We start from the raw sequence: 14,226 nt of genomic DNA on the forward strand, positions 1-14,226 counted from the left end.
GCGGCGTCTGTTGCCAGAATGTCGGAGCAGGAGAGTGAGGGAGCGATGTTCGAGAGGTTCACCGACCGCGCGAGGCGTGTCGTTGTCCTGGCCCAGGAAGAGGCCCGGATGCTCAACCACAACTACATCGGTACCGAGCACATCCTGCTGGGGCTGATTCATGAGGGTGAGGGTGTCGCGGCGAAGTCGCTGGAGTCGCTCGGTATTTCGTTGGAGGGCGTGCGTAGCCAGGTGGAGGAGATCATCGGGCAGGGCCAGCAGGCTCCGTCGGGTCATATTCCGTTCACCCCGCGGGCCAAGAAGGTGCTGGAGCTGAGTCTGCGCGAGGCGTTGCAGCTGGGCCATAACTACATCGGTACCGAGCACATCCTGCTGGGTCTCATCCGTGAGGGTGAGGGTGTGGCCGCGCAGGTGCTGGTCAAGCTGGGTGCTGATTTGAACCGGGTGCGGCAGCAGGTCATCCAGTTGTTGTCGGGGTATCAGGGCAAGGAGCCGGTGGAGTCGGGTTCGCGTGGTGAGGCGGGTACTCCGTCGACCTCGCTGGTGCTCGATCAGTTCGGCCGGAATCTGACCCAGGCCGCGCTGGAGGGCAAGCTGGATCCGGTGATCGGGCGCTCGAAGGAGATCGAGCGGGTGATGCAGGTGCTGAGCCGGCGCACCAAGAACAACCCGGTGCTGATCGGTGAGCCCGGTGTGGGTAAGACCGCCGTGGTCGAGGGCCTCGCGCAGGCGATTGTCAATGGTGAGGTCCCCGAGACGCTCAAGGACAAGCAGCTCTACACCCTGGATCTGGGTTCGCTGGTCGCGGGTAGTCGTTACCGTGGTGATTTCGAGGAGCGTCTGAAGAAGGTCCTCAAGGAGATCAATACTCGCGGTGACATCATTTTGTTCATCGATGAGCTGCACACTCTGGTGGGTGCGGGTGCCGCCGAGGGTGCGATCGACGCGGCCTCGATTTTGAAGCCGAAGCTGGCTCGTGGTGAGTTGCAGACCATCGGCGCGACGACTTTGGATGAGTACCGTAAGTACATCGAGAAGGACGCGGCGTTGGAGCGCCGGTTCCAGCCGGTGCAGGTCGGTGAGCCGACGGTCGAGCACACCATCAACATTTTGAAGGGTCTGCGGGATCGTTACGAGGCTCATCATCGGGTCTCGATCACCGATGGCGCGTTGGTGGCGGCGGCGACGTTGGCTGACCGGTATATCAATGATCGGTTCTTGCCGGACAAGGCGATCGATTTGATCGACGAGGCGGGTGCGCGGATGCGGATCCGCCGGATGACCGCTCCGCCGGATCTGCGTGAGTTCGATGACAAGATCGCTGATGCGCGCCGGGAGAAGGAGAGCGCGATCGATGCGCAGGACTTCGAGAAGGCCGCGCGGTTGCGGGACAAGGAAAAGCAGCTCGTCGCCAAGCGTGCCGAGCGGGAGAAGCAGTGGCGTTCCGGTGATCTGGACGTGGTGGCCGAGGTCGATGATGAGCAGATCGCGGAGGTGCTGGCCAACTGGACCGGTATCCCGGTGTTCAAGCTGACCGAGGAGGAGACCACCCGGTTGTTGCGGATGGAGGATGAGCTGCACAAGCGGATCATCGGCCAGGAGGACGCGGTCAAGGCCGTGTCCAAGGCGATCCGCCGCACGCGTGCGGGGTTGAAGGATCCCAAGCGTCCGTCGGGGTCGTTCATCTTCGCCGGGCCTTCGGGTGTGGGTAAGACCGAGCTGGCCAAGTCGCTGGCGAACTTCTTGTTCGGTGATGATGACGCGCTGATCCAGATCGACATGGGCGAGTTCCATGACCGGTTCACCGCGTCGCGGTTGTTCGGTGCTCCGCCCGGCTATGTCGGGTATGAGGAGGGCGGGCAGCTGACCGAGAAGGTGCGGCGTAAGCCGTTCTCGGTGGTGCTCTTCGACGAGATCGAGAAGGCGCATCAGGAGATCTACAACACCCTGTTGCAGGTCCTCGAGGACGGTCGTCTCACCGACGGCCAGGGCCGGACCGTGGATTTCAAGAACACGGTGCTGATCTTCACCTCGAACCTGGGTACCTCGGATATCTCCAAGGCGGTCGGGCTCGGGTTCACCCAGTCCAACATCCAGGGTTCGAACTACGAGCGGATGAAGCTCAAGGTCAACGACGAGCTGAAGAAGCATTTCCGGCCCGAGTTCCTCAACCGGATCGACGATGTCATCGTCTTCCACCAGCTGACCACCGATCAGATCGTGCAGATGGTGGATTTGATGATCGGCCGGGTCGGGGTCCAGTTGAAGAACAAGGACATGTCGATGGAGCTGTCCGAGCAAGGCAAAGCCTTGCTGGCCAAGCGTGGCTTCGACCCCGTGCTCGGTGCCCGGCCCCTGCGCCGGACCATCCAACGCGAGATCGAAGACCAGCTCTCGGAGAAGATCCTCTTCGGCGAGATCGGCCCCGGCCAAACCGTCTACGTCGACGTCGAAGGCTGGGACGGCGAAGGCTCCGGCGAGGACGCCAAGTTCACCTTTGTCGGCAAGACGAAGCTGACCAAGGCGGACAAGGACGAGGACAAGCCCGAGGTCGTGCTGACCGGTGCCGCTGAAGGCACCGCGGAAGCCGCGGGCGAGTAAAAGCACTACGCGAAAGGCCCGCTCCCTCTGGGGGGCGGGCCTTTTCGCTGTCTGCGGGCATGGTCAGCTCTTGGCGGGCCGGTCGGGTTCACGCACTACGGCAAGCCTGCTGCGGTACTCGTCCTCGGTGATCTCGCCGCGGGCGAAAGCGGTGCGCAGCATGCCGACCCCGCCGCCGAGCCCGCTGAACAGGCGCCGAGCGAGCAGCGCCACGGTGAGGACGACGATCCAGAACAGCAGCGGGACAATCCAGAACAACGGCCAGGGGTCCCAATCGCGGTAAAGGTCCGCAAGGCAGCTCGAGACTTGGGGCAGTGACGAAATATTCATGGCAAAAGCCTGCGCCGGGTACCTGCCGCCGGACATCGGGCGCGCGTCGGCACTCGTCGTACGCCTCGGTGCGTATACGGGCGTACTTTGGAGGGGGTTCGTGGAACCGATCCGGGGGTGCGCATGACAAATCCAGACCTGACACTGATCGCCGTACTACTCGACCGCTCGGGGTCGATGCAGTCCATCAAATCCGATACCGAGGGCGGCTTCAGCGCCTTCATCGAGGAACAGCGCAAGCTGCCCAAGACGATCGAGGTGACGCTGGCGCAGTTCGACACCGAGTACGAATGCGTCTACGCGAACCGCCCGGTCGCGCAGGTACCGCCGCTCGACCTACAGCCGCGCGGGATGACCGCGCTGTACGACGCGGTCGGCAGACTGGTCACCGACGTCGGCGCGGAACTGGCGAAACGGCCCGAACACGAACGCCCGGGCACGGTGATCGTCGTGGTGCTCACCGACGGTCACGAGAATTCGAGCAAGGAGTGGACCCATACCGCGGTGAAATCGCTGATCACCCAGCAGCAGGACGTCTACAACTGGAATTTCCTGTTCCTCGGCGCGAATATGGACGCCGTCGCGATCGGCACCGGAATGGGTTTCGATCCGGGCAACTCGATCACCTATGCCGCCGCACCGCAGGGAGTCTCGGGAGTTTTCCGCGCCGCGTCGGCCAGCTCGGCCCGGCTGCAGACCGCACCGCCCGGCGCGCCACGCGGCGGATTCACCGCCGCCGAGCGCGAACAGTCGAATCCCGGTAGCGCCTAGGGCCTGTCACTGCCACCCCGGCCGCACCACGCCGGATTCATAAGCCAGCACGACCAATTGGGTGCGGTCGCGGGCGCCGAGCTTCATCAGGATGCGGCTGACGTGCGTGCGGGCGGTGGCCGGGCTCATGAAGAGCCGCTCGCCGATCTCCGCGTTGGTGAGCCCCTCGGCGACCAGGACCAGCACCTCGCGCTCGCGGTCGGTGAGCTCGGAAAGCGTCGCCGGTGGCGGGGTTTTGGCGTGGGCGGAGAATTCGGCGATCAGGCGACGGGTGACACCGGGGGAGAGCAGCGCGTCACCGGCCGCGACCACCCGCACGGCGCGCACCAGATCGGCCGGCTCGGTGTGCTTGACCAGGAAACCCGTTGCGCCGGAACGCATCGCCTCGAAGACGTACTCATCGAGCTCGAAGGTGGTCAGCACGACCACCTTCACCTCGGCCAGCTTGGCGTCCTCGGCGATCATCCTGGTGGCGGCGAGGCCGTCCAGGATGGGCATCCTGATGTCCATCAGCACCACGTCCGGGGTGAGACTGCGGGTCATCCGCACGGCCTGTTCGCCGTTGTCCGCCTCGCCGACCACCTCGATGCCGTCCTGCGCCGCCAGCAGCGCGACGAAACCGCCGCGCACCAGCGCCTGATCATCGGCCACCAGGACCCGAATAGCCATTGTGTCTCCTACAGTGCAGGCCCGGGTGCGCTGTGCTGCTGCGCCTTGTCGTCCGGCCGGATCGGCCGCACATTGTCGGGCCGGGCCGCGTCGTCGGCGCGGCTGGGCGACGTTGCGTTATCGGCGCGGCTGGGCAGGGGGCGGTGTGCGCTCGGCGCCATCGGCCGCAACGGCAGTCGCGCCGCGACCCGGAATCCGCCGCTCGGGCGTGGCCCGGCGGTGAGCGCGCCGCCGAGGGCGTGGGTCCGCTCGCGCATGCCGATGATGCCGTTGCCGCCGCTGGTTCCCGACCTCGTCGCGGGGGCGGTCGGGCGGGAGTTGTCGACGGTGAGGTCGACCGATTGCGCGGCGTAGCGCACCGTCACCGTTGCTTGCGCACCCGGCGCGTGCCGCACCACGTTGGTCAGCGACTCCTGGATGATGCGCGCGGCCGCCACGTCGATCACGCTGGGCAGCTGCTGTGGTTCGCCGATTATCTTGGTGCTCACCGTCAATCCGGCCGCGCGGGCGCGCTGCAGCAGGGTGTCCAGCTCGGCGATGCTCGGCGCGGGCGCGCGTGGCGCCGCCGGGCGCGGCTCGGGTTCGGCGGATTCGCCACCGGCCCTGCCCGATTGCTCGTCCGCCGCCGAAACACGCTCGGCCCCAGGAGTATTGCGCCCGGCCCAGCCGCGCGGACGGCGTCGGCTCGGTGCGTCGCGTTCGACCTCGGCGAATTCGTCCTCGGCGTCGGCTGATTCGTCCGCGACCGTGCCGCCGGTGCGGATCGAGTGCAGCAGTGTGTGCACCTCGGTGAGCGCGTCACGGCTGGCCGTCTTGATCGCGTCCAGGGCGGAGGCGGCCTGCTCGGGCTTCTTGTCGAACAGCTCGAGCGCGACCGAGGACTGCACGTTGATCAGCGAGAGGCTGTGCGCCAGTACGTCGTGCAGCTCGCGCGCGATGGCGAGGCGCTCCTCGCTGGCCCGCCGCTCCCGCTGCGCCTCCTCGTCCCGGCGCGCGGCCTCGGCCCGCTGCCTGCGCGCGACCAGCACGGTCTTGCGCTGCCGGATGCCCTCCACGACGCACAGCAGCACGACGAGCCAGGCCATCAGCGCGAAGATCTGCCAGAGGTTCGCTGCGCGCCCGAGCAGTGCGGGCAATGGCCAGATCAGCACGGCGTAGCCGATCGGCACGAGCGGGTAAGTCCACCACCGTGATCCGGTGCTTGCCGCCGTCAGGAAGGCGATGATCAACGACAAGAAGATCGGCCCGTACCCGTAGCCGAGCGTCGAATAGAGCAGGCAGGCGCCGAAGGCGACGAGCAGCACCGGCAGCGGCCGGGCCCGCCGCCAGATCAGCGCGACCGGACCGGCGAGTAGCAGCAGGTACCCGACGAAGTCGAGGGAGTTCGCGCCCATTCTCATGTTCGCGAACGTGCCGCCCACGATTTGGAGCGCGGCCACGACCAGTGCCACGCCCCAATCCCAGCCAAGCGAGCTTCGATTCATCATCCCTGCCCTCACTTACAGCAGCCTATTCGGCTTACCCGCGGTTCGGCGTCCGCCTCGCTACGTATTACTCAGGTAACGCTGGAGCGTAGTGCGCTTTACGTACACCGAACGTCGCCGCGCGGCGGATGTGGCGGGACGGCCTGCGGCGGATTCTCGGTGCATGACAGATTCGATCGTGGTCACCCGAGGGTTGACCAAACGCTATGGCGCACATACCGCGGTGGATGGCGTGAGCATGAGCGTCGCGGCCGGGGAGATCTACGGGTTCCTCGGTCCGAACGGTGCGGGCAAGACGACCACGCTGCGCATGCTGGTCGGGCTGATCCGCCCGAGCGAGGGTGCCGCGACGGTGGCCGGGCATGCGCCGGGTGACCCCGCGGTGGTCCGCCGGATCGGCGTGCTCATCGAGGGGCCCGGCTTCTACCCGTACCTATCCGGGCGGGACAACCTGCGGGTACTCGCGAAATACCGGGGCATCGGCAACCCGGCGGTGACGGACGCGCTGGTCCGGGTCGGCCTCGCCGATCGTGCCGACGACAAGTTCCGGACCTACTCACTCGGCATGAAGCAGCGGCTCGGGGTCGGTGCGGCGCTGCTCGGCATGCCCGACCTGCTGATCCTGGACGAGCCGACGAACGGTCTGGACCCGCAGGGCATGGCCGAAATGCGGGAGCTGATCACCACTCTCGCCGGCGACGGGCACACGGTGCTGCTGTCGAGTCACATGCTCAGCGAGGTGCAGGAGATCTGCGACCGGGTGGGCGTGATCGCGCAGGGCAAGCTGCTCGTCGAGTCGACCGTGGCCGAACTGCGCGGCGGCTCCTCGCTGCTGCTGCGGGCCGACCCGCTGGAAGTGGCGTTCCCCGCGGTGCGGGCGGTGGTCGGTGAACGCGCCGCGATGCTGACCGCGAGCGGCATCCGGATCGAGGCGGGGACGGGCACCGCGCCCGCCGTCGCGCGGGCGGTCGTCGAAGCCGGCGCGGACCTGCTCGAACTGCGGATCGACGAAAAGTCCCTGGAAGAAGTGTTTTTCGAGATGACCCAGCTGGAAGTGGCGAAATGACTGTGCAAGACCTGTTGGCGAGCACCAGGGCCGAGGCGCTGCGGCTGCGGAAGTGGCCCGCGTTCTGGATCGTTCTTGGCACCTGGATACTGCTGAACCTGACGTTTTCCTACCTGTTCAACTATCTCGCCTACACCTCGGGCGAGTCGACCCGCATGTCGAACGGCCTGCCGAAAGAGGCGCTGCTGCAACAGATGCTGCCCGCCGCGGTGCCCGCGGTGTTCACCCAGGGCATGGCGATGTTCGGCGGTGCGCTGATGCTGGTGCTCGGCGCGCTGACCACCGGCAGCGGATTCGGCTGGGGCACTTGGAAAACCGTGTTCACCCAGGGGCCGTCGCGGATCAGCGCGGTCGGCGGTGTGGTGGTGAGCCTGGTGTTCGTGGTGGTCGGGCTGGTGCTCACCGCGTTCGTGGTGGACATCGGGGTGGCGGCGCTGATCGGCGCGACCCAGTCGCAGTCGCTCGCGCTGCCGTCGCTCAACCAATCGGCGCTCGGAATTCTCACGGGCACCGCGATTCTGGGCATGTGGACGTTGGCGGGCGCACTGATCGGTGTGGTCGCGCGCGGGCCCGCGCTGGCCGTCGGGCTCGGACTGGTCTGGGTGCTGGTGGTGGAGAACCTGCTGCGCGGTGTCGCGGCCATCTTCGCGCCGATCGCGGTGATCACCGATCACCTGCCCGGCACCGCCGCCGGTTCCCTGGCCGGCGCGATGCGGACGGTGGGTGCCGGGACGCCCGGTGTGCTCGACATCTTGTCGCGGACCGAAGCGCTGGTCGTGCTCGGGTGCTACATCGTGGTCTTCGTGGCGGGGACCTTGTGGCTGATGCGCAGCCGCGATCTCGCGTGACCGACCCTGGATCGAAAGCCGTTGGTGGGCAACCACCGTCGGCTTTCGGCTGTCAGCCCAGCACCGAGCGGGCGAGTCGACCCAGTGCGTCGGCGATTTGCGCGGAGGCCAGGCCTCGGCTGCGTTGCTGCTGGTACACCTCCGCCGCCAAGGGTGCGAGGAGTGGATCGACGAGGGCGTCGGGTTCGCGAATCTTGCCTGCCACCAACAGTGCTCGCACATGGGCGTACCAGAACCCGTAAGCGCCCGTCGCGAACCGCACGCCGCCGGTTTCCGCTCCGAGCACCAAATCCGCGTGCGCGTCCAGCAATTCGACCATCGCGGCGTAGAAGGCGGCCAGTCGTTCGGCGGGCGGCGCGCCGGGGCCGAGCGGTGGCGGGCCGCCGAGCAACTGCTCTTGCAGTGCCCGCTCGTGTTCGTCGAGCAGGGCGACGGCGATCGAACTCGTGTCCGGGTAGCGGCGGTACAGGGTGCCCCGGCCGACGCCCGCCGCCTTGGCGATGTCGTCCATGGTGACGGTGCGCGGGTCGCGGGTGGCGAACAGCTCGGCGGCCGCGGCCAGCACCTTGGCCCGGTTGCGTGCCGCGTCCGCGCGCTCGGGGACGGCGGCGCGAGGTGCCGCTTGCCCGGTGAGCAGATCCTTGTGGCTGGTCATGCCGCTGACTGTACCGGATTTCTCAGATAAGTGGACAGCATGTCCGCTTGTGGCTATGGTCGGTTCCGGCATCAAGTGGACATGTTGTCCATTTGATGCCGAGTAGTTCGAGGCGTCGGCAAAGGTCGATGCCCGCATCGACGACATGAACCACAGAGTGAGGTCTGACCATGAGCAATCTGCTGCACCTGGATGCGAGCGCCCGCACCCGTTCGATCAGCCGGGAGCTGAGCACGGCGTTCGCCGAAGCCTGGCGCGCCGAGAACCCCGACGGCGGCTATCGCTACCGGGACCTGGCGGCCGAACCGGTGCCGTTCATCGACGCGGCGTGGACCGAGTTGTGCGATGCGGTGCTCGCGCAGGACCGCACCGACCTGGACCGGCTCGCCGAGTTGGTGCGCACACCGGAGCAGGCCGCGGCCTGGGCGATCGTCGAGCCGCTGCTGGCCGAGGTGCTGGCCGCGGACGTCATCCTGATCGGCACCCCGATGTACAACTACTCGATTCCGGCCTCGCTCAAGGCCTGGCTGGACCAGGTGACCTTCCCGCGAATGTCGCTGGGGCACCGTCGTTTCGTCGTGATGACCGCCCGGGGCGGCGCGTACTCACCCGGCGCTCCGAAGGCCGCCTTCGACTATCAGGAGCGTTTCCTGCGGGACTTCTTCGCGGGCCACTTCGCCGTCCAGGACACCGTTTTCGTGAATGCGGAGCTGGCCAATGCCAGGCAGGATCCCGCGCTGGCACACCTGCGCGGCAAGCACGACGAGTCCTACGCGCTGGCGATGGAGACCGCTCGCGCCCTCGCGAAGGAGTACTGACATGAACTGGGTGCTGCTCGGTATCGCGGGCCTGGTGGAGATCGTCTGGTCGCAGAGCATCAAACCGACGGAGAACTTCACCCGGCTGGTGCCGACGGTGATCTGCTTCGTGCTCGGCGTCACCGCGGTGTACCTGCTGTCCAGGGCCATGCAGACGCTGCCCGTCGGTACCGCGTACGCGGTCTTCACCGGAATCGGCGCGATCGGGGCCATCGGCCTCGGGATCGTGGTCCACAAGGACCCGCTCAGTGCGGGGCGGGTGCTAGCGCTCTCGCTGATCCTCGGCGGAATCGTGCTGGCGCGGGTCACCAATCCGGAATAGGCAGGACTCCGAAGCGTCGACGCGGCAACATGTTTCGTGCTGCGAGGCCACTTATCGGGGACAGATCACGCCTGCGCCGCGTCGCTTAGGTTGCTAATGCGGCGCTCTAGTCTGACCCCGAGACGTGGGGCGGCGGGCTGGCTAAGCTCGGGGGCTGCATCGGAAATTGCTTACCAGCGAAAGGATTTTAATGCCTACACGTACCGCGCGTACCGCTTGGACCGGCTCTCTTCAGGAGGGGTCGGGGCAGGTCGAGCTGGCCAGTTCCGGGGTCGGCAAGTACGACGTGTCGTTCCCCAAGCGTTCCGCCGACGAGGCCGACGGGACCACCAGCCCCGAGGAGCTCATCGCGGCCGCGCACTCGTCCTGCTACGCGATGGCGCTCTCGGCGCAGATCGGCAATGCGGGCGGCACCCCGGAGAGCCTGGACGTCACCGCTGACGTGACCCTCGGCCCCGACCCGGCCGGCGGCTTCCGGATCTCCGGTATCAAGCTGACCGTCCGCGGCAAGGTCTCCGGTATCGACGCCGATGCCTTCGCCGCCGCCGCGGAGGCCGCCAAGGCGGGCTGCCCGGTCAGCAAGGCGCTCGCGGGCGTCGACCACATCCTGCTCGACGCGGCCCTGGCCTGAGTTCAGCGCGCACAACTGCCCGGCCTGCGCATCCTCGTGCGCGAGCCGGGCAGTCGCATTAGGTGACAACAGATTTCGTGACTACATGGGTAACTCGTCGGGTACCAGCTAACCCACCTGCCGGATTACCGCCGGCCGCCAACGTCACTGCCGTTGTGCGTGAGCCTGGCCTGAAGACTCGGAGAGGCGGGGGAGAAAAAGCGACGGGCTTCCGGGTGGTACATGGCAGGGATGGCGACCAGGACCGCGACTATATGGATCGCGCGGAACAGGCCGATCGTCGCGGATTCGACCGTGATATTCGCGAACAGGTCCCCGATCTTGTCGGCGGACAGCAGCGCGGCCAGCGGCTCGATGACCAGTGACAGCAGGCCGATCACGCCGATGCCGAAGGTCAGTACCAGCCGGGCCCAGCGGGCGCCGTGCGTCATCCGGATGGCGACCAGCAGCACGACCAGGTAGATGCCCAGCCGCATGGCGAGACCCGTCGCCAGGCCCGCCACGTCGACCTCTTCACGTTCGAGCAGTGCGGCGATCTGAACAATAGCCTCGGCGACCCCGGCGAGCAGTGCGGCGACCAAGCCGAGGTAGGCGATGCGGATGGCGCGTGGCGGCTCGACGGGCGCACCCGAACGAAGCGGTGCGGGCCAAAGAGAAAGGGCGGTGTCGGTCATGACACCGACACTGCCCCTCGTCTTCCGGATGCGGATCAGCCCGCGGTAGCGATCGACTCTCGTACCGGAGTATCAGTGCGCGTGGCGAATTCGGTGAGTGCGGCGAAGCCGAGGGCCAGGCAGGCCCACAGTGTCGCGGTCTGGGCCAGCGACGCCACCCGGAACTGCCACAGCAGGCTGGCCGGGAAGTCCGCCTTCACCTCGTCCACGCCGGGCAGCAGGATGTAGCCCACCGCCGTGACGAGGACGAACGCGGCGACTCCGGCGATCAGCCGCAGCATGCTCAACCGCCCGCGCAGCACCTTGTAGACGTACACGCCGACACCGACCGCCACGAGGCCGAGCAGTACCGCCGCCAACCACAGCAGGGTGCGCTGGTTGATCGTGTCCGGATCACCGACCGCGGGCGGGTTCGCCGGATATTTGAAGAACGGCACCGCGACGATCGCGGCCCAGCCGCCGAGGCCGAGCGCGAGTGCGAGTTTTGGCCCGGAGAACGTCGTGTAGCGCCGCGCGAAGTGCGCGACCGAGGCGAAGATCGCGCCGAGCGCCAGGCCGGCCAGGCCGAGGGCGAGGAACTGTCCCGCCTTCTGCCCCGCGCGGCTGACCAGTGGTTCTTCCTCGCCGCCGTGCGAATGTCCGCCGCTCGCCTCCGGTTCCGCGCCGTGCGGATGATCCGCGGCGGAACCGGCTTCCTCGATGGCGATGGCGGCGTCGACCTTCGGCTCGCCGACGAAGTAGCCGACCGATGCGGCCAGCAGGCCCGCGATCAAGCCTGCCAATAGTCCGCGCAGTAGAAGGGTTTTGAGCGAACCAATCAGTGGCACGGAAGCCCCAGCAGGTGACGTCCGTCGTGCATCAGCTCGTGCAGGTACATCCCGCTGCGCGAGATGACGCCCTGGTCGAAGCCGACCAGGTACAGCGTGAGCAATGCGAGAAGAACGACACCTACCGTGACGAGCACAGTGGCGAGTGAATCGGTTGCCCGGCTCGGCGAATGCGCGATAGCCATGCGAGTCCTCCTAGGGATGCGCGTCCCGTCGAATGGGGGCGAGGGTGCCGGTGTCTGGCTGTCCGGCACCCAGGGGCTCGATGCATGGAACACAGTGGCGCGACCGCTCCGGAATCACACCGGATTACCGCATCACCCTCGCGTTTTGTCCTTCGAACTGTGACACCTGGAGGCACCCGACGTCAATATGACCAGCGCGGACCGCGCCCCGCCGTCGGGCGAGTCGCCGGGCAGGCCGGCCCACCCGGCCATCCCTGAACTACGTCAGCTCGCCGGCTTCGCGGCCACGTCGAGAACCACCTCGAATTCGAGCAGCGAAGCACCCGTGGAGACCGGCTTCTGCCGCTCACCCGCGTGCGCCTCGCGCGCGGGCCCGTCCCGCCAGGCCGCGAACGACTCTTCCGAATCCCACTGGGTGACAACGAAGTACCGGTTATCCCCGGCGACCGGCCGGAGCAACTGGAAGCCGAGGAAGCCGGGCGAACCCTCGACCGCGTGCGCACGGTGGGCGAACCGCTTCTCCAACTCGGGGCCTGCGCCCTCGGGAACCTCGATCGCGTTGATCTTCACAACAGCCATGGCCTCGACAATACGACCCGCGAGCGGCCACTCGGTATGGGCCGTATCCGGGGGCAGTGCGCACGCCACGCGCGAGCCCGGCAGAATCGGCGGGGTGTTGCACGACGAAGGCGGAGCGGGGGTGCCGATCCTGCTGCTGCACGGACTGATGGGCAGCGCCCGGACCTGGCACGACCAACTGGACTGGCTGCGCGACTACGGCCACGTCTACACCTTCGATGCCGCCGGGCACGGCAGACCGGCGCCTGCCGAGCTGACCACCGAGGCCTTCGTCGCCGATCTGGCCGCCGCCACCGCAGGCATCACCGAGCCGATGGTGGTGATCGGGCATTCGATGGGCGCGCTGCACGGCTGGGTCTTCGCCGCGACGCACCCCGGTCGGGTGCGCGCGCTGGTGATCGAGGACATCGCCCCGGATTTCACCGGCCGCACGGCGGCGGACTGGGCGGCGATGATCGAGGCGTGGCCGCAACCGTTTCCGGACGCGGCGGCGGTGCTGAAGTTCTTCGGGCCGGTCGCCGGGCGGTACTTCCTGAACTCGTTCGAGCACGGTCCGGACGGTTACCGGCTGCACGGCTCGGTCGCGACTTTCCGCGATATCTCCGAGGAATGGGGCAGTCGCGACTTCTGGCCGCAGTGGCATGCCATCCGCGTGCCCGCCCTGCTGCTGGAGGGCGAGCACACCATCACCCCGCCGGGCCAGATGCGTCGGATGGCCGAGGTTCATCCCGATGCCGAGCACGTACTCGTCACCGGCGCAGCGCATCTCGTGCACGACGATCAACCCGACCACTACCGCGCCGAGGTCGAACGTTTCCTCCGCCGCGTCCTGAACCCATAACGCTCGGCACCGCCGCACACGGTCAGGCGCCGGCGCCCCCTTCGCCGGCGAGGGCGAACAGGCCGTCGACGGTCTGCTCGATCAGCCCGTCGACCAGCAGCGAGTCCAGCGCGCGGGCCCGCTGGCCGGGGTCGCGGGGCCACGCCAGATCCAGCCGTACCCGTTCCACCGGGCCGGTCGCGCCGCGCAGTACGTCGAGCAGGCGGCCGCGGGCTTGGCGGTCGGTGCCCTCGTATTTCTGTGTGCGGCGGACGATTTCGGAGGCCGGGCGGCCCGCGGTGACCCACGCGCAGGTCGGCAGCGGGCAGCGGGTGCAGTCCGGTGTGCGGGCGGTGCACACGGTCGCGCCCAGCTCCATCAGCGCGGCCGAGAACACCGCGGCGCGGTCGATCTGTTGCGGCAGTAGGGCTTCGGTCTCCGGCAGGTCGCGCGAGGACGGGTTTCCGGCCTCGGCTCGCCCGTGCACGGCGCGGGCGACCACCCGGCGCACGTTGGTGTCGACCACCGGAACCCGTTGCCCGTAGGCGAAACACGCGACCGCGCGCGCGGTGTACGCCCCGATGCCGGGCAGGCTCAGCAACACCTCGACATCGGCGGGCACCTCGTCGCCGTGCTCGGCCGCGAGCACCCTGGCGCACTCGTGCAGCCGCAGCGCGCGGCGCGGATAGCCGAGTTTGCCCCAGGCCCGCAGCACCTCGGCCTGCGAGGAGGCCGCCATCGCCGACGGCACCGGCCAGCGCGCCACCCACTCGCGCCAGATCGGCTCGACCCGGACCACCGGCGTCTGCTGCAGCATGATCTCGCTCATCAGGATCTGCCACGCGGTGACCTCGGCCCGACGCCACGGCAGGTCGCGCGCGGTCTCGGCGTACCAGTCGAGCAACACGTCCGCATCGATGCTGTTCGGAGCTTTCCTCACTGTTCC

17 protein-coding genes and 1 riboswitch are annotated in these 14,226 nt (G+C 67.7%); of the genes, 8 read left to right on the plus strand and 9 right to left on the minus strand.

All coding sequences use genetic code 11. The features are described 5' to 3' along the window. Positions 1 to 45 precede the first annotated feature (45 nt). Positions 46 to 2,601: an ATP-dependent Clp protease ATP-binding subunit gene (locus DMB37_RS23185; RefSeq protein WP_135234495.1), complete on the plus strand. Its 2,556-nt coding sequence runs from the start codon at positions 46 to 48 to the stop codon at positions 2,599 to 2,601. Positions 2,602 to 2,664: 63 nt separating this feature from the next. On the opposite strand, the gene DMB37_RS23190 is transcribed toward DMB37_RS23185, so the two are convergent. Then, positions 2,665 to 2,931: a hypothetical protein gene (locus DMB37_RS23190; RefSeq protein ID WP_135234496.1), complete on the minus strand. Its 267-nt coding sequence runs from the start codon at positions 2,929 to 2,931 to the stop codon at positions 2,665 to 2,667. Positions 2,932 to 3,054: 123 nt separating this feature from the next. Here DMB37_RS23190 and DMB37_RS23195 point away from each other — a divergent pair, with 123 nt between their 5' ends. After that, complete coding sequence (locus tag DMB37_RS23195; RefSeq protein WP_206055005.1) at positions 3,055 to 3,702, plus strand: vWA domain-containing protein; 648 nt, start codon at positions 3,055 to 3,057, stop codon at positions 3,700 to 3,702. A 6-nt stretch (positions 3,703 to 3,708) separates the two neighbouring features. Here DMB37_RS23195 and DMB37_RS23200 read toward each other — a convergent pair whose 3' ends face one another. Both DMB37_RS23200 and DMB37_RS23205 read right to left on the minus strand, forming a co-directional pair. Beyond that, positions 3,709 to 4,371: a response regulator transcription factor gene (locus DMB37_RS23200; protein ID WP_135234497.1), complete on the minus strand. Its 663-nt coding sequence runs from the start codon at positions 4,369 to 4,371 to the stop codon at positions 3,709 to 3,711. An 8-nt stretch (positions 4,372 to 4,379) separates the two neighbouring features. Further along, positions 4,380 to 5,858, minus strand: coding sequence for a sensor histidine kinase (locus DMB37_RS23205; RefSeq protein ID WP_240771630.1), 1,479 nt, complete (start codon positions 5,856 to 5,858; stop codon positions 4,380 to 4,382). A gap of 160 nt (positions 5,859 to 6,018) precedes the next feature. On the opposite strand from DMB37_RS23205, the gene DMB37_RS23210 reads away from it, so the two are divergent. Beyond that, positions 6,019 to 6,921: an ABC transporter ATP-binding protein gene (locus tag DMB37_RS23210; protein ID WP_135234498.1), complete on the plus strand. Its 903-nt coding sequence runs from the start codon at positions 6,019 to 6,021 to the stop codon at positions 6,919 to 6,921. Further along, a complete protein-coding gene (locus tag DMB37_RS23215) occupies positions 6,918 to 7,769 on the plus strand; it encodes an ABC transporter permease (RefSeq protein WP_135234499.1) in 852 nt (283 codons plus the stop codon). The genes DMB37_RS23210 and DMB37_RS23215 overlap by 4 nt, the downstream gene beginning before the upstream one ends. A gap of 52 nt (positions 7,770 to 7,821) precedes the next feature. Here DMB37_RS23215 and DMB37_RS23220 read toward each other — a convergent pair whose 3' ends face one another. Continuing rightward, on the minus strand, positions 7,822 to 8,424 hold the full coding sequence (locus tag DMB37_RS23220) for a TetR/AcrR family transcriptional regulator (protein ID WP_135234500.1): 603 nt from the start codon (positions 8,422 to 8,424) through the stop codon (positions 7,822 to 7,824). Positions 8,425 to 8,594: 170 nt separating this feature from the next. Between DMB37_RS23220 and DMB37_RS23225 the strand changes: the two genes are divergently transcribed. The 3 genes from DMB37_RS23225 (at position 8,595) to DMB37_RS23235 (ending at position 10,195) form a co-directional block, all read left to right on the plus strand. After that, a complete protein-coding gene (locus tag DMB37_RS23225; RefSeq protein WP_135234501.1) occupies positions 8,595 to 9,242 on the plus strand; it encodes an FMN-dependent NADH-azoreductase in 648 nt (215 codons plus the stop codon). Position 9,243: 1 nt separating this feature from the next. Continuing rightward, entirely contained in the window at positions 9,244 to 9,564 is a 321-nt protein-coding gene (locus tag DMB37_RS23230) for a multidrug efflux SMR transporter (RefSeq protein WP_135234502.1), read from the plus strand. A gap of 190 nt (positions 9,565 to 9,754) precedes the next feature. Beyond that, entirely contained in the window at positions 9,755 to 10,195 is a 441-nt protein-coding gene (locus DMB37_RS23235; protein ID WP_107653849.1) for an OsmC family peroxiredoxin, read from the plus strand. A gap of 125 nt (positions 10,196 to 10,320) precedes the next feature. Here the strand turns inward: DMB37_RS23235 and DMB37_RS23240 are convergent, their stop codons facing one another. From DMB37_RS23240 to mhuD, 4 genes are all read right to left on the minus strand, one after another. Further along, positions 10,321 to 10,869: a hypothetical protein gene (locus DMB37_RS23240; protein ID WP_135234503.1), complete on the minus strand. Its 549-nt coding sequence runs from the start codon at positions 10,867 to 10,869 to the stop codon at positions 10,321 to 10,323. Between the two features lie 35 nt (positions 10,870 to 10,904). Next, on the minus strand, positions 10,905 to 11,696 hold the full coding sequence (locus tag DMB37_RS23245) for a CbtA family protein (protein ID WP_135234504.1): 792 nt from the start codon (positions 11,694 to 11,696) through the stop codon (positions 10,905 to 10,907). Continuing rightward, positions 11,687 to 11,881: a CbtB-domain containing protein gene (locus tag DMB37_RS23250; RefSeq protein ID WP_039794710.1), complete on the minus strand. Its 195-nt coding sequence runs from the start codon at positions 11,879 to 11,881 to the stop codon at positions 11,687 to 11,689. The genes DMB37_RS23245 and DMB37_RS23250 overlap by 10 nt, the downstream gene beginning before the upstream one ends. A 27-nt stretch (positions 11,882 to 11,908) precedes the next feature. Continuing rightward, a riboswitch (cobalamin riboswitch) is annotated at positions 11,909 to 12,074 on the minus strand. Between the two features lie 71 nt (positions 12,075 to 12,145). Further along, a complete protein-coding gene (mhuD, locus tag DMB37_RS23255) occupies positions 12,146 to 12,460 on the minus strand; it encodes a mycobilin-forming heme oxygenase MhuD (protein WP_135234505.1) in 315 nt (104 codons plus the stop codon). 94 nt (positions 12,461 to 12,554) lie between these two features. Here mhuD and DMB37_RS23260 point away from each other — a divergent pair, with 94 nt between their 5' ends. Then, complete coding sequence (locus DMB37_RS23260) at positions 12,555 to 13,301, plus strand: alpha/beta fold hydrolase (protein ID WP_135234506.1); 747 nt, start codon at positions 12,555 to 12,557, stop codon at positions 13,299 to 13,301. A gap of 22 nt (positions 13,302 to 13,323) precedes the next feature. Here the strand turns inward: DMB37_RS23260 and DMB37_RS23265 are convergent, their stop codons facing one another. After that, entirely contained in the window at positions 13,324 to 14,220 is an 897-nt protein-coding gene (locus DMB37_RS23265; protein WP_135234507.1) for an A/G-specific adenine glycosylase, read from the minus strand. Positions 14,221 to 14,226: the final 6 nt, after the last annotated feature.

It is taken from the genome of Nocardia sp. CS682, assembly GCF_004634405.1.
Taxonomy (GTDB): domain Bacteria; phylum Actinomycetota; class Actinomycetes; order Mycobacteriales; family Mycobacteriaceae; genus Nocardia; species Nocardia ninae.

What these genes read in the sequence shown, in the direction of transcription:
- DMB37_RS23235 (WP_107653849.1), top strand. Translation starts at nt 9,755, where the DNA reads ATGCCTACACGTACCGCGCGTACCGCTTGGACCGGCTCTCTTCAGGAG.
- mhuD (WP_135234505.1), bottom strand. Translation starts at nt 12,460, where the DNA reads ATGGCTGTTGTGAAGATCAACGCGATCGAGGTTCCCGAGGGCGCAGGC.
- DMB37_RS23195 (WP_206055005.1), top strand. Translation starts at nt 3,055, where the DNA reads ATGACAAATCCAGACCTGACACTGATCGCCGTACTACTCGACCGCTCG.
- DMB37_RS23250 (WP_039794710.1), bottom strand. Translation starts at nt 11,881, where the DNA reads ATGGCTATCGCGCATTCGCCGAGCCGGGCAACCGATTCACTCGCCACT.
- DMB37_RS23210 (WP_135234498.1), top strand. Translation starts at nt 6,019, where the DNA reads ATGACAGATTCGATCGTGGTCACCCGAGGGTTGACCAAACGCTATGGC.
- DMB37_RS23230 (WP_135234502.1), top strand. Translation starts at nt 9,244, where the DNA reads ATGAACTGGGTGCTGCTCGGTATCGCGGGCCTGGTGGAGATCGTCTGG.
- DMB37_RS23200 (WP_135234497.1), bottom strand. Translation starts at nt 4,371, where the DNA reads ATGGCTATTCGGGTCCTGGTGGCCGATGATCAGGCGCTGGTGCGCGGC.
- DMB37_RS23205 (WP_240771630.1), bottom strand. Translation starts at nt 5,858, where the DNA reads ATGATGAATCGAAGCTCGCTTGGCTGGGATTGGGGCGTGGCACTGGTC.
- DMB37_RS23220 (WP_135234500.1), bottom strand. Translation starts at nt 8,424, where the DNA reads ATGACCAGCCACAAGGATCTGCTCACCGGGCAAGCGGCACCTCGCGCC.
- DMB37_RS23240 (WP_135234503.1), bottom strand. Translation starts at nt 10,869, where the DNA reads ATGACCGACACCGCCCTTTCTCTTTGGCCCGCACCGCTTCGTTCGGGT.
- DMB37_RS23215 (WP_135234499.1), top strand. Translation starts at nt 6,918, where the DNA reads ATGACTGTGCAAGACCTGTTGGCGAGCACCAGGGCCGAGGCGCTGCGG.
- DMB37_RS23190 (WP_135234496.1), bottom strand. Translation starts at nt 2,931, where the DNA reads ATGAATATTTCGTCACTGCCCCAAGTCTCGAGCTGCCTTGCGGACCTT.
- DMB37_RS23185 (WP_135234495.1), top strand. Translation starts at nt 46, where the DNA reads ATGTTCGAGAGGTTCACCGACCGCGCGAGGCGTGTCGTTGTCCTGGCC.
- DMB37_RS23225 (WP_135234501.1), top strand. Translation starts at nt 8,595, where the DNA reads ATGAGCAATCTGCTGCACCTGGATGCGAGCGCCCGCACCCGTTCGATC.